Raw genomic sequence first — 12156 nt, 5'->3', positions numbered from 1 at the left:
GAGTTTAAGGGGCCAGCAGGTCGAGGTGCACGTCCGCGAGCCGGTCGAGCGCTCCGAGGATGTGCTCTTCGGTGAGTTTGCGGGCCAGTTCGCCGTCCGCGGACGCGATCGCCGCGGTGATCGCCGCGTGCTCCTCGTGGGGGTGGGCCCCCAGCGGCAGCCACAGCAGCCCGCCGCGTTCGCTCTGCAGCTGGAGCTCCTCGTGTGTCAGCCGCGGTGACTGAGCGGCCGCCGCGACCTCCAGGTGGAACTGCCGCTCCGCGCGCGTGAAGTCGATGCCGTGCGCCGTGCGGAGGTCGTCGGTCGCCAGCCGCAGCCGGGCGACGTCCTCGGGTGAGCTGCGCTCGGCGGCGAGCTTCGCGGCTGCCCCGGCGATCGCCAGGTAGTGGTCGCCGACGTCGCGCAGATCCGACAGGGACACCTCGCGCAGCCGCGCGCGCCACTCGTCCGGGGGCGGGTTGGCCGGCGCCCGGACGAAGCTGCCGCCGCTGCGCCCGCGCCGCGTCTCGACCAGTCCCTGCTGCCTCACCGCCACGAGCGCTTCCCGGACCGTCACGGTCGAGACGCCGAACTGCGCGGCCAGGTCGGCTTCGCTGGGCAGCTGTTCCTCGTCGGCGAGCAGGCCGAGCGTGATGGCGTCGACCAGCCGCGCCGCCACCGCTTCCGCCCGGCCGACCTGGCCGAGCGGCGCGAACATGGCGGACCGCGCGCTGTGCGACATGCCCTTGCGCATCGTGACCCTTCGCCCGTCGGTACCCGTTCGCACCAATCTTGCCTGATCCTCTTGTCCTATTACATATGGACTTATATGTTTTAGCCCCGATCGGAGCTAGGAGTGACCGTGCAGGAGCTGAAGCACTACGTCGGCGGCGCGTACGTCGAGTCCAAGTCCGGCCGGACGGCGGAGATCGTCGACCCGGTCACCGGGCGCGCCTACTGCACCGCGCCTATCGCCGGGCCCGACGACGTCGACAACGCGCTCCAGGTCGCCGCGACCGCGTTCGAGACCTGGCGCGCGACGACGCCGGCCCAGCGCCAGCTCGCGCTGCTCAAGATCGCCGACGCGCTCGAAGCCCGTGCCGACGAGGTCGTCCGGGTCGAGTCCGCGAACACCGGCAAGCCGATCGCGCTCACCCTGGCCGAAGAGATGCCGATGGTCCTCGACCAGGTCCGCTTCTTCGCCGGGGCCGCGCGCGTGCTCGAAGGGCGGGCCGCGGGCGAGTACATGGAAGGCCACACCTCGTTCGTCCGCCGCGAGCCCGTCGGCGTCTGCGCGCAGGTCACGCCGTGGAACTACCCGCTGCTGATGGCCATCTGGAAGATCGCGCCCGCCCTCGCCGCGGGCAACACGATCGTGCTGAAGCCGTCCGACACGACACCCGCGTCGTCGCTGCTGCTGGCCGAGATCGCGGGGGAGTTCCTGCCGCCGGGCGTGTTCAACGTCGTCTGCGGCGACCGCGACACCGGCCGCGCGCTGGTCGAGCACGACATCCCGGCGATGGTGTCGATCACCGGCTCGGTCCGGGCCGGCATCGACGTCGCGCGCAGTGCGGCGAACGACGTCAAGCGCGTGCACCTGGAGCTGGGCGGCAAGGCGCCGGTCATCGTCTTCGGCGACGCCGACCTCGAAGCCGCCGCCGAAGCGATCGCCGTCGCGGGCTACTTCAACGCGGGCCAGGACTGCACGGCCGCCACCCGCGTGCTGGTCGCCGACGAGGTGCACGACACGTTCGTCGCGGCGCTCGCCCGGCAGGCCGAAGGGACCAAGACCGGCAAGCCGGACGACGAAGACGTCGCGTACGGCCCGCTCAACAACGCGGCCCAGCTGGAAAAGGTCTCGGGTTTCATCGAGCGGCTCCCGGAGCACGCGACCGTCCACTGTGGAGGCCACCGCGCCGGCGACGAGGGCTACTTCTACGAGGCCACCGTCGTCTCCGGGCTGAAGCAGGACGACGAGATGAGCCAGAACGAGATCTTCGGGCCCGTCATCACCGTCCAGCGGTTCTCCGACGAAGCCGAGGCCCTGAAGGCCGCGAACGGCGTCCAGTACGCCCTCGCGTCGTCGGTCTGGACCCGCGACCACCAGCGCGCGATGCGCCTGGCCGCGAAGCTCGACTTCGGCTGCGTCTGGATCAACACCCACATCCCGCTGGTCGCCGAGATGCCCCACGGCGGCTTCAAGAAGTCCGGCTACGGCAAGGACCTCTCGCTGTACGGCCTGGAGGACTACACCCGCGTCAAGCACGTCATGAGCGCACTGTGAGGCTGGCGATGCCCAACCAAGCACCCACCGAGACGCGGGAGGACGCCGCGCCGCCGAGCGGAACCGACGGGCCAGCGATCCGGCTTTCCGGGCTGCGCAAGCACTTCGGTGACGTCCACGCGGTCGACGGCGTCGACCTCGACATCCCGCCCGGCGAGTTCTTCTCGATGCTCGGGCCGTCCGGCTCCGGCAAAACGACCGTGCTGCGCATGATCGCCGGCTTCGAGCTGCCCACCGAGGGCACGATCGAGCTCGACGGCCGCGACGTCAGCAACCTGGCGCCGTTCGAACGCGACGTCAACACGGTGTTCCAGGACTACGCGCTGTTCCCGCACATGTCCGTGCAGCAGAACGTCGAATACGGCCTGCGCGTCAAGCGCGTCCCGAAGCAGCAACGCCGGGAGCGGGCGCTCGAAGCGCTGAAGACCGTGCGGCTGGACGACTACGGCTCGCGCAAGCCCGCGCAGCTGTCCGGCGGGCAACGTCAGCGCGTCGCGCTCGCCCGCGCGCTCGTCAACCGGCCCAAGGTGCTGCTGCTCGACGAACCGCTCGGCGCGCTCGACCTCAAGCTGCGGCAGGCGATGCAGCTCGAGCTCAAGCAGATCCAGCGCGACGTCGGCATCACGTTCGTCTTCGTCACCCACGACCAGGACGAAGCGCTCACCATGAGCGACCGCATCGCGGTGTTCAACGACGGCAAGATCGAGCAGGTCGGCCCGCCCGAAGAGGTCTACGAACGCCCCGCCAGCGCGTTCGTCGCCGGGTTCGTCGGGACGTCGAACCTCCTGGGCGGGCGCGGCGCCGAGTCCGTGATCGGCCGGCCGGGGCTGTTCAGCATCCGGCCGGAGAAGATCCGCATCGACGGCGAGCTGTCCGAGCCCGCCGCCGCGGGGGACACCAGCGCGACCGGCACGGTCACCGACGTCGTCTACGCCGGCGCGACCGTGCGCTACACCGTCGCGCTCGACGCCGGGGGACAGCTTTCGGTCGTCCGGCAGAACACCGACGGCGCCTTGGCGGCGGGCCGGGTCCGGCTCAGCTGGCGCCACGAACACAGCTTCCAGGTTCCCGGTCAGTGAAGGGTTTGCCATGAAGAACAGGAAGACGCGGCTGGCCGGGCTCCTCGGCGCAAGCCTGCTGTTGGCTGCATGTGGCACGTCGGGTTCGAACTCCGCCGCGCCGCCCGGCGCGCAGGGCTTCACCCCGCCGAAGCTGGAAGCGCTGAAGGCGCTCGGGCAGCCGGAAGGCCAGCTGAACGTGCTGGCCTGGCCCGGGTACGCCGAGAACGGCTCCAACGACCCGAAGGTCAACTGGGTGACGCCGTTCGAGCAGCAGACCGGCTGCAAGGTGAACGTCAAGCCGTTCGGCACCTCCGACGAGGCCGTGACGCTGATGAAGACCGGGCAGTACGACGTCGTGTCCGCCTCGGGCGACGCGTCGCTGCGGCTGGTCGCCTCCGGGGACGCCGAGCCGGTGAACACCGCGCTCGTGCCGAACTACGCCGACGTCCAGCCGTTCCTCAAGGACAAGTCGTGGAACAGCGTCGGCGGCGTCTCCTACGGCATCCCGCACGGCTGGGGCGCGAACCTGCTGACCTGGCGCACCGACAAGGTGACGCCCGCACCGACGTCGTGGTCGGTCATGTTCGACGCGAACTCGCCCTACAAGGGCAAGGTGATCGCGTACGACTCGCCGATCTACATCGCCGACGCCGCGCTGTACCTGATGACGCACCAGCCGGACCTGGGCATCAAGAACCCGTACGCCCTCGACGACAAGCAGTTCACCGCCGCGGTCAACCTGCTCAAGCAGCAGCGTCCGCTGGTGAGTGAGTACTGGTCGGACTACCTCAAGGAGTCGCAGGCGCTGAAGAACGCCGACGCCGTCGTCGGCACCGCCTGGCAGGTCACGGTCAACCTGACCAAGGGCGAGGGCGCGCCGCTGGAGGCGTCCGTGCCGAGCGAGGGCGCGACCGGGTGGTCGGACACCTGGATGGTCGCGGCGAAGTCGGCGCACAAGACGTGCGCGTACAAGTGGCTCGACTACATCATCAGCCCGAAGGTCAACGCCCAGGTCGCCGAGTACTTCGGCGAGGCGCCGGCGAACTCGAAGGCGTGCGCGGAGATGACGGACAAGACGCTCTGCGACACCTACCACGCCAACGACTCGGCGTACGCGTCGAAGATCGCCTACTGGACCACGCCGATCCCGCAGTGCCTCGACGGCCGCACGGACGTCAAGTGCAAGGACTACGGCGAGTGGACCAAGGCGTGGACCGAGATCAAGGGCTGACATGACCGCCTTGTCGGCCTTCTTCTACCGGAAGCCCAAGCTGCGCCTGGGTTTCCTGCTCTCGGCCCCGCTGCTCTGGCTCGGCCTGGCCTACCTGGGCGCGCTCGCGGCGCTGTTCGTCACGGCGTTCTGGCACACGGACGCGTTCACCGGCCAGGTCGTCATCGAGTGGTCGCTGGACAACTTCACGACGTTGTTCAGCGACGCGGTCTACCGCACGATCACCTTCCGCACGGTCGGGATCGCGGCGCTGGTGACGGTGATCGACGCCGTCATCGCGTTCCCGATGGCGTTCGCGATGGCCAAGCTGGCGTCGCCGCGGGCGCAGCGGATCCTGGTGATCGCGGTGATGACGCCGCTGTGGGCGAGCTACCTGGTGAAGGCGTACGCGTGGCGCACGATGCTGTCCGGGAACGGTGCCCTGAGCTGGCTTTCGCCGGGTTACGGCGTCACGGCGACGATCATCACGCTGTCGTACCTGTGGCTGCCGTACATGATCCTGCCGATCTACGCGGGTCTCGACCGGCTGCCGGACTCGCTGGTGGACGCCTCCGGTGACCTCGGGGCCCGCTCGCTGAGGACGTTCCGCTCGGTGATCCTGCCGCTGACGTTCCCGGCGATCGTGGCGGGCTCGATCTTCACGTTCTCGCTGTCGCTGGGCGACTACATCGCGGTGAAGATCGTCGGCGGCACGTCCCAGATGCTCGGCAACGTCGTCTACGACAACATCGGCGCGGCGAACAACCTCCCGTTCGCGGCGACGGTGGCGACGGTGCCGGTCGTGATCATGCTCGTGTACCTGGCCGCGGTGCGCCGCACCGGCGCGCTGGACAACCTCTAGGAGTCTCGGTGCGGACGTCTCGGGCGCTGTTGTGGACGGCGCTGGGCCTGGGCCTGGCGGTGATCTACTTCCCGCTGCTGGTGGTGCTGCTCAACTCGTTCAACGCGGACACGACGTTCGGCTGGCCGCCGTCCCGGTTCACGCTGGAGTGGTGGAGCCGGGCTTCGTCGAACGAAGGCGCGTTGAACGCGCTGTGGACGAGCGTCCAGGCGGGCCTGGCGGCGACGGCGATCGCGTTGCTGCTGGGCACGATGGCGGCGTTCGCGTTGCAGCGCTACCGGTTCTTCGGCCGGAACCCCGTGTCGCTGCTCATTATTTTGCCGATCGCGCTGCCGGGGATCGTGACGGGCATCGCGCTGAACAACGCGTTCAGGACCATCTTGGGCATCGATCTCGGCCTGCTGACGGCGATCATCGCGCACGCGACGTTCTGCATCGTGGTGGTGTTCAACAACGTCGTCGCGCGGTTGCGGCGGATGGGCGGAAACCTCGAGGAGGCGTCGATGGACCTCGGCGCGACGGGGTTCACGACGTTCCGCCTGGTGACGTTCCCGATGCTGCGTTCGGCATTGCTGGCGGGCGGGCTCCTGGCGTTCGCGCTGTCGTTCGACGAGATCATCGTGACGACGTTCACCCTGGGCACGGGCATGGAGACGCTGCCGATCTGGATCTACAACAACCTGTTCCGGCCCAACCAGGCCCCGATCGTGAACGTGGTGGCGGCGGTGCTGATCGTGGTGTCGACGGTCCCGGTGTACCTGGCCCAGAAGCTGTCCGGCGACACGGCTTCCGGCGGACGGCTCTGAGTCACGGCAGGTTGCAGAACCCGCCCGGGTAGTACCGGAACGACCTGATGCGGTCGTTCCAGCTGATGCCGCCGCCGTAGCGAGCGGTCAGGTCGTGGTCCACGTCGCCTGGTTCGATGCAGAAGGAGCTGCCGCCGTAGTTCTCGCCGGAATAGAAGAAGACCGCCCCGGGCATGATGTTCTTGAGGCTGGACACCTTGCCGTTCAGGGCCGTCGGAAGCTTCGCCACCGAGCCCGCCCAAGCGCCGTAGCCGTTGTGGTAATTGATGTCCGACCACAGGCAGATGTGGTCGAAGTCGATGCTGCACTCGGCAGCCGCGGCCGAAGCCGGCCCCGGAGCGACGGCCAGTCCGGCGGCACTCAGCACCGCGCACAGGAATGCTTTGACCCGCATGGTTCCTCCCCGAAGCCGTGGAGGGCCGACCATAGCCGGAAAACGCCGGTCGTCCGCACCCGTCGACCCCTACCGGCCAAGGTCAGTGCACTGACCGGATCGTGCCACCGTCGACCCGGATCGTCGCGCCGCTGACGTACGCCGCCGCCGGGCTCACCAGATACCCCACCGCCGCCGCGATCTCCTCCGGACGCCCTAATCGCCCCACGTCGTTCGGGACCAGGTCCCGGGCCGCCCCCGACTCGATCTCCTCCCACGAATCGCCCCATCCCTGCGACGGCGCGATCGACGTCAGCAACGATCGCACCGAGTCCACCAGGATCGCCCCCGGGGACACCACGTTCGACGTCACGCCCGTCCCCGCCAGCTCCCGGGCCAGCGACACCGCCAGGTTGTGCCGTGCCGCCAGCGTTGCCGTGTAGTGCGGCTGCGTCGCCATCGGCTGGATCGCCAGGCCGCCGCCGAGCTGGATCACCCGGCCCCAGCCGCGCGAACGCATGCCCGGGACGAACCTGTGGATCATCCGGACCGCCGACACGACGTTCGCCTCGTACGTCGACGCCCACACCTCCGGGGTCGCTTCGGTCCACGACAGGTGGTCGTACGAGCCGGCGTTGTTCACCAGGATGTCGACCTCGCCCGCCGCCGAAGCCACCGCGTCGGCGCCCTCGTCGGTCGACAAGTCGCCGATCGCGACGCCCGCCGCGCCGATCGACGCGGCGACCCGCGAGGCGCGGGACTCGTCCCGGCCGTGCACCACCACCGAAGCGCCTTCGGCGGCCAAGAGCCGGGCGATCGCGGAACCGAGGCCGGCGCTGGAGCCGGTGACGAGAGCCCTTTTACCAGCGATTTCGAGGTCCATGAAGCACCTTCCCAAGAGGTATACACCTGTAGACTTACGATAAGTCTACACTCGTATACATGAGACCTCGCAACGCCGCCGCGACCAGGGAAGCCATCCTGACCTCGGCGCTCGAAGCCTTCACCCGGGCCGGGTACGACGCCGTGGGCGTGCGCGAGATCGCCGAGTCCGCCGGCGTCACCGCGATGCTCGTCAACCGCTACTTCGGCTCGAAGGAAGGCCTCTTCGCCGAGGTCGTCGAGGCGGCGATGGCCGAGCGGACCGTGCTCACCGACGACCCGGCGACGCTCGCCGCGGACATCGCGGCCGCGCTGGTGCGCCGGACCGCCCCGGACGCCGGGCAGCTCGACCCGTTCCTGCTGATGCTGCGCTCGGCGCCCAACCCGCGTGCCGCGGAGATCCTGCGCGCGGGCATCGAGCGGCACGTCGAGAAGCACCTCACCGACGTCCTCCCGGCGACGGAGAACACCGAAGGACCGGCGCTGGCACTGGCGGTGATTGCCGGTTTCTGGGTGATGCGCACGCTCATCGGCAGCACCGCGCTCGCGCGCGCCGACGAAGAGGTCGTCGTGAAGAAGCTCGAGAAGGTGTTCGCGGTGCTACTGGCGGAATGAGTCCGTCGCCGCGCGCAGGGCGGCCAGCACGCCCGGGTCCGTCACCGCGTGCCCGGCGCCTTCCAGCAGCTTCAGCTCCGAACCCGGCCACGCCCGGTGCAGCTCGTACGCCGTGGTCGGCGGGCACACCGTGTCGAACCGGCCCTGCACGATCACGCCCGGGATGCCGGCGAGCTTGCCCGCGTCGCGGATCAGCTGCCCGTCCTCGAGCCACGCGCCGTGGCGGAAGTAGTGGACCGCGAGCCGCGCGAACGCCCATGCGAACGCCGGTTCCGCGTACTGGCGGAGGAAAGCCTCCTGCGGCTGCACGGAAACCGTCGCGCCCTCCCAGGTGCTCCACGCGACCGCGGCCCGGTGCCGGACCTCCTCGTCCGGGTCGGCCAGAAGCTCGCCGTACGCCGCCAGTGGGTCATCGCGCAGCGAAGCCGGGATCGGCGCCAGGAACGCCTCCCATTCGCGGGGGAACATGTTCGCGGCGCCGCCCCGGTAGATCCAGTCCAGTTCGCTCTGCCGCACGGTGAAGACGCCGCGCAGGATGATTTCGCTGACGCGGGAAGGGTGCGTCTGGGCGTAGGCCAGTGCGAGCGTCGCGCCCCAGGAACCGCCGAAGAGCTGCCAGCGTTCGATGCCGAGCCGCTCGCGCAGGGCCTCCATGTCCGAGACCAGGTGCCACAGGGTGTTGGCCGTGAGGTCGCCGGCGTCCGGCGTCGACTGCCCCGATCCGCGCTGGTCGAACAGGATGATCCGGTAGGCCGTGGGGTCGAAGTGCCGCCGCGCCATCGGCGCGATCCCGCTGCCGGGCCCGCCGTGCAGGACCACGACCGGCTTCCCGGCCGGGTTCCCCGCCTCCTGGCACCGGATCCGGTGCCCGTCGCCGGTGTCCAGGAACCCTTCGGCGCGTGGGGAAATCGGCGGGTAGAGCTCGTCCATGCCCGACACTCTGCCGGAGGGTCCTGGCCGTCGCCCCGACGCCCCGCCGCCGGGTGCCGGGACGACGACCAAGAAGGTGGGAGCCCGCCCCCGCCGCCGGGCTGAGCGGGCTCCCGTCCGTGGGTCAGCCGCCTGCGCTGACGTCCGAGCGAGGAGGGACGACGCCGTCGGTGTGGTCACGACGGCCGGTGGTCCGCACACGCATTCCCGTCCTCCTCGTCGAGGGTTCGAATCTTCGTCGTGGCGGCGACGGGCTAAACGCTAAGCCAAGGTCCGAACGTCGGTCAAGGACATGATTGAAGTTCATGTACGTGAACGCGCGCTGAGAGGACGCTGAGCGTGGCCGTGCCCCTTGCCCGTGGTTAACGAATGGGCCGGTACGTTCCGGTGTCGGAGCTTCGAAAAGTGGCACGGAAAGGCTCGGAATGTCCGCGGTGACCTATGTCGAGGCGATTGTCGTCGGTGCCTTGCAAGGGGTGTCGGAATTGTTTCCGGTGTCCAGTCTCGGCCACAGCATCCTGCTGCCCGCCTGGCTCGGCGGGCAATGGCAGCGGGACCTGAGCATCGGCAAGGATTCGCCGTACCTCGCGGTGCTCGTCGCGATGCACGTCGCCACCGCGCTGGCGCTCGTGCTGTTCTTCCGGAAGGACTGGGTGCGGATCATCGGCGGCCTGTGGACGTCGATCCGCCACCGCGAGGTCCGCACCCCGGACCAGCGGCTCGCGTGGCTGCTGGTGCTCGCCACGATCCCGGTCGGGCTGGCCGGCCTGCTGTTCGAAGGCCTGCTGCGCGACCACCTCGGCAAGCCGGTGCCGGCCGCGATCTTCCTCGCGCTCAACGGCGGGGTCCTCTACGCCGCCGAGAAGTTCTCCCGGAAGAAGCCCGTCGAAGAAGCGGACACAGTGGACTTCTCCGCCGAGGAAACCCTCGTGATGCGGGCCGTCTCGGTCGACGAGCGGACCGACGCCCGGCTGGCGAAGCTGGGCATCGGCGAGGCCGTCCTGATCGGCGCGGCGCAGATCTTCGCGCTGCTGCCGGGCATCAGCCGCTCGGGCATCACGATGGTCGCCGGCCTGCGCCGCGGGCTCGGCCACGAAGACGCCGCGCGCTTCGCGTTCCTGCTCGCCACCCCGGTGATCCTCGCCGCGGGCGTGCTGAAGATGCCGACGCTGTTCGCCCCGGAGAACCACGCCTCGCTCGGGCCGGCACTCGTCGGCAGCGTCGTCGCCGGGGTCGCTTCGTACATTTCTGTCCGGTTCCTCACCGGTTACTTCGAAACGCGTACTCTGACCCCCTTCGCCATTTACTGCGTGGTCGCCGGAATCGGCAGCCTGATTTTCTTCACGGTCTGAGATGACACTCGACGCCCCGGCGATCCTGTGCGTGCTGGTTCTGGGCACGCTCTACGTCCGCGCGGCCCGCGGGCGCGGCTGGCCGCCGGGCCGCACCGCCGCGTTCCTCACCGGCCTGGCGACGATCCTGGCCGTCACGTGCTCACCGCTGGCGGTCTACGACACGACGTACTTCTGGGTCCGCGCGGTCCAGACCACGACGTTGCTGATGATCACGCCCCTGCTCCTCGCCCTGGGCGCCCCGATCCGGCTCCTGCTGGACGCGCGCCCGGCCGTCCGGCTGCGGCGGCACGGCCGCGGCGAGGTGGCCCGCGCGCTGACGTTCCCGCCGGTCGTCACGCTCACCCTGGTCGTACCGGTGCTGGTGCTCTACCTGACCCCGCTCTACGACCTCACGTTGCGCTCGCCGGTCGCCGACGGCCTGGTCCGGCTCGCACTCGTCCTGTCCGGCTTCACGTACTTCTGGACGCGGCTCGGACTCGACCCGACCCCGCGCCGCGACCCGCACCTGGTGTCGGTGTGGATCGCGTTCACCGAGGTGATCTTCGACGGCGCGCTCGGCCTGGTGCTGTGGCTCGGGCCGCTGCTGGCGCCGGCGCACTACGCGGCCGCGCACCCGGGGCACGGTCCCGACCCCCGCACCGACCAGATCATCGGCGCGGGCGTGCTGTGGATCGGCGGTGACGTCGCCGGCCTGCCGTTCGTCGTCGCGTTGTTCGTCCGCTGGGCCCGCGACGACGAGCGGCGCGCGAAGCAGATCGACGTCCAGTTGGACGAAGAAGCCGCTTCGGGCGCCGCATCGACATCGGGACTCTGGTGGGAGAACGACCCGGCACTGGCCGAGCGGTTCAGGGGGCGGGGTTAGTCGTGGAAAGCGTGTTCCGGCGCCGGGAACTCGCCGCGCCGGACGTCCTCCGCGAACGCCGTCGCCGCGTTCTGCAGCACCGTCGCGACGTCGGCGTAGCGCTTGACGAACCGCGGTGCCTTCCCGCGGCGCAGTCCGGCCATGTCCTGCCAGACGAGCACCTGCGCGTCGCAGTCCGGGCCCGCGCCGATGCCGACCGTCGGGATCTTCAGCTCCGCCGTGACGCGCTTCGCGGCTTCGGCGGGCACCATCTCCATCACGACCGCGAACGCCCCGGCCTCCTGCAGCGCCAGCGCGTCGGCGAGCAGCGCTTCCGCCGCTTCGCCGCGCCCCTGCACCCGGTAGCCGCCGAGGTTGTGTTCACTCTGCGGGGTGAACCCGATGTGGCCCATCACCGGCACGCCCGCCGACGTCAGGGCCTCGACGTGCGTGGCGAACCGCCGCCCGCCTTCGAGCTTCACGGCGTGCGCGCGGCCCTCCTTCATGAACCGGACCGACGTCGCCAGCGCTTGCTCCGGCGAAAGCTGGTAGGAGCCGAACGGCAGGTCGGCGACCACGAGGGCCTTCTTGACCGCGCCGGTGACCGCCCGGACCAGGGGAAGCAGCTCGTCGACCGTCACCGGCAGCGACGTGTCGTAACCGAAGACGTTGTTGGCCGCGGAGTCGCCGACGAGCAGCACGGGGATCCCGGCCTCGTCGAACAGTGCGGCGGTGTACATGTCGTACGCGGTGAGCATGGGCCACGGCTCGCCGCGTTCCTTGAGCTCGCGCAGGTGGTGGACGCGGACCTTCCGGCCCGGAGCCGGTGCCGCGGGAGCGGCGGATCCGGTGCCGTAGGGGGCCGTTTCTTCCGGCCCGTTCGCGGTGGCAGCAGACATCGTCGTCGACCGTCCTTCCCTCGAGGCCTCGGTGAGGTCCCCGGGTCGTGGAGCAGGGG

Annotated in this window: 13 protein-coding genes; 8 read left to right on the top strand and 5 right to left on the bottom strand. The window is 69.9% G+C overall.

Features of this window, described 5'->3' with window-relative positions; all coding sequences use genetic code 11:
• Positions 1–4 precede the first annotated feature (4 nt).
• Complete coding sequence (locus tag ACZ7OU_RS00135) at positions 5–733, bottom strand: FadR/GntR family transcriptional regulator (protein ID WP_470253748.1); 729 nt, start codon at positions 731–733, stop codon at positions 5–7.
• Positions 734–841: 108 nt separating this feature from the next.
• Between ACZ7OU_RS00135 and ACZ7OU_RS00130 the strand changes: the two genes are divergently transcribed.
• From ACZ7OU_RS00130 to ACZ7OU_RS00110, 5 genes are read left to right on the top strand one after another with little or no spacing between them, the layout of a single operon-like run.
• On the top strand, positions 842–2263 hold the full coding sequence (locus tag ACZ7OU_RS00130; protein WP_470253747.1) for a gamma-aminobutyraldehyde dehydrogenase: 1422 nt from the start codon (positions 842–844) through the stop codon (positions 2261–2263).
• An 8-nt stretch (positions 2264–2271) separates the two neighbouring features.
• On the top strand, positions 2272–3342 hold the full coding sequence (locus ACZ7OU_RS00125; protein ID WP_470253746.1) for an ABC transporter ATP-binding protein: 1071 nt from the start codon (positions 2272–2274) through the stop codon (positions 3340–3342).
• A 10-nt stretch (positions 3343–3352) separates the two neighbouring features.
• Positions 3353–4555: an ABC transporter substrate-binding protein gene (locus ACZ7OU_RS00120; protein ID WP_470253745.1), complete on the top strand. Its 1203-nt coding sequence runs from the start codon at positions 3353–3355 to the stop codon at positions 4553–4555.
• A gap of 1 nt (position 4556) precedes the next feature.
• On the top strand, positions 4557–5396 hold the full coding sequence (locus ACZ7OU_RS00115) for an ABC transporter permease (RefSeq protein WP_470239066.1): 840 nt from the start codon (positions 4557–4559) through the stop codon (positions 5394–5396).
• 8 nt (positions 5397–5404) lie between these two features.
• Positions 5405–6202 (top strand): ABC transporter permease, encoded by a 798-nt coding sequence (locus ACZ7OU_RS00110; protein WP_470253744.1) that lies wholly within the window; start codon positions 5405–5407, stop codon positions 6200–6202.
• Between the two features lies 1 nt (position 6203).
• Here the strand turns inward: ACZ7OU_RS00110 and ACZ7OU_RS00105 are convergent, their stop codons facing one another.
• Together ACZ7OU_RS00105 and ACZ7OU_RS00100 are read right to left on the bottom strand one after the other, a co-directional pair.
• Complete coding sequence (locus ACZ7OU_RS00105) at positions 6204–6596, bottom strand: peptidase inhibitor family I36 protein (protein ID WP_470253743.1); 393 nt, start codon at positions 6594–6596, stop codon at positions 6204–6206.
• Positions 6597–6678: 82 nt separating this feature from the next.
• Positions 6679–7458: an SDR family NAD(P)-dependent oxidoreductase gene (locus tag ACZ7OU_RS00100; RefSeq protein ID WP_470253742.1), complete on the bottom strand. Its 780-nt coding sequence runs from the start codon at positions 7456–7458 to the stop codon at positions 6679–6681.
• 59 nt (positions 7459–7517) lie between these two features.
• On the opposite strand from ACZ7OU_RS00100, the gene ACZ7OU_RS00095 reads away from it, so the two are divergent.
• Positions 7518–8072, top strand: coding sequence for a TetR/AcrR family transcriptional regulator (locus ACZ7OU_RS00095; protein ID WP_470253741.1), 555 nt, complete (start codon positions 7518–7520; stop codon positions 8070–8072).
• Here ACZ7OU_RS00095 and pip read toward each other — a convergent pair.
• On the bottom strand, positions 8058–9002 hold the full coding sequence (gene pip, locus ACZ7OU_RS00090; RefSeq protein WP_470253740.1) for a prolyl aminopeptidase: 945 nt from the start codon (positions 9000–9002) through the stop codon (positions 8058–8060). The two genes, ACZ7OU_RS00095 and pip, sit on opposite strands and share 15 nt — an antisense overlap.
• A gap of 425 nt (positions 9003–9427) precedes the next feature.
• On the opposite strand from pip, the gene ACZ7OU_RS00085 reads away from it, so the two are divergent.
• Both ACZ7OU_RS00085 and ACZ7OU_RS00080 read left to right on the top strand, forming a co-directional pair.
• Positions 9428–10354: an undecaprenyl-diphosphate phosphatase gene (locus ACZ7OU_RS00085; protein WP_470253739.1), complete on the top strand. Its 927-nt coding sequence runs from the start codon at positions 9428–9430 to the stop codon at positions 10352–10354.
• 1 nt (position 10355) lies between these two features.
• Complete coding sequence (locus ACZ7OU_RS00080; RefSeq protein WP_470253738.1) at positions 10356–11219, top strand: cytochrome c oxidase assembly protein; 864 nt, start codon at positions 10356–10358, stop codon at positions 11217–11219.
• On the opposite strand, the gene panB is transcribed toward ACZ7OU_RS00080, so the two are convergent.
• On the bottom strand, positions 11216–12097 hold the full coding sequence (gene panB / locus ACZ7OU_RS00075; RefSeq protein WP_470239059.1) for a 3-methyl-2-oxobutanoate hydroxymethyltransferase: 882 nt from the start codon (positions 12095–12097) through the stop codon (positions 11216–11218). The genes ACZ7OU_RS00080 and panB overlap by 4 nt on opposite strands.
• Positions 12098–12156: the final 59 nt, after the last annotated feature.

Source organism: Amycolatopsis sp. NPDC114505 (genome assembly GCF_055633615.1).
The sequence above is the reverse complement of the archived record's forward strand: the minus strand, read 5'-3'. Positions and strand labels throughout refer to the sequence as shown.

Bases quoted from the DNA above. Each gene is read 5' to 3' on its own strand.
- ACZ7OU_RS00100 (WP_470253742.1), bottom strand. From the start codon at position 7,458: ATGGACCTCGAAATCGCTGGTAAAAGGGCTCTCGTCACCGGCTCCAGC.
- ACZ7OU_RS00120 (WP_470253745.1), top strand. From the start codon at position 3,353: ATGAAGAACAGGAAGACGCGGCTGGCCGGGCTCCTCGGCGCAAGCCTG.
- panB (WP_470239059.1), bottom strand. From the start codon at position 12,097: ATGTCTGCTGCCACCGCGAACGGGCCGGAAGAAACGGCCCCCTACGGC.
- ACZ7OU_RS00135 (WP_470253748.1), bottom strand. From the start codon at position 733: ATGCGCAAGGGCATGTCGCACAGCGCGCGGTCCGCCATGTTCGCGCCG.
- ACZ7OU_RS00085 (WP_470253739.1), top strand. From the start codon at position 9,428: ATGTCCGCGGTGACCTATGTCGAGGCGATTGTCGTCGGTGCCTTGCAA.
- ACZ7OU_RS00115 (WP_470239066.1), top strand. From the start codon at position 4,557: ATGACCGCCTTGTCGGCCTTCTTCTACCGGAAGCCCAAGCTGCGCCTG.
- ACZ7OU_RS00095 (WP_470253741.1), top strand. From the start codon at position 7,518: ATGAGACCTCGCAACGCCGCCGCGACCAGGGAAGCCATCCTGACCTCG.
- ACZ7OU_RS00105 (WP_470253743.1), bottom strand. From the start codon at position 6,596: ATGCGGGTCAAAGCATTCCTGTGCGCGGTGCTGAGTGCCGCCGGACTG.
- pip (WP_470253740.1), bottom strand. From the start codon at position 9,002: ATGGACGAGCTCTACCCGCCGATTTCCCCACGCGCCGAAGGGTTCCTG.
- ACZ7OU_RS00080 (WP_470253738.1), top strand. From the start codon at position 10,356: ATGACACTCGACGCCCCGGCGATCCTGTGCGTGCTGGTTCTGGGCACG.
- ACZ7OU_RS00125 (WP_470253746.1), top strand. From the start codon at position 2,272: ATGCCCAACCAAGCACCCACCGAGACGCGGGAGGACGCCGCGCCGCCG.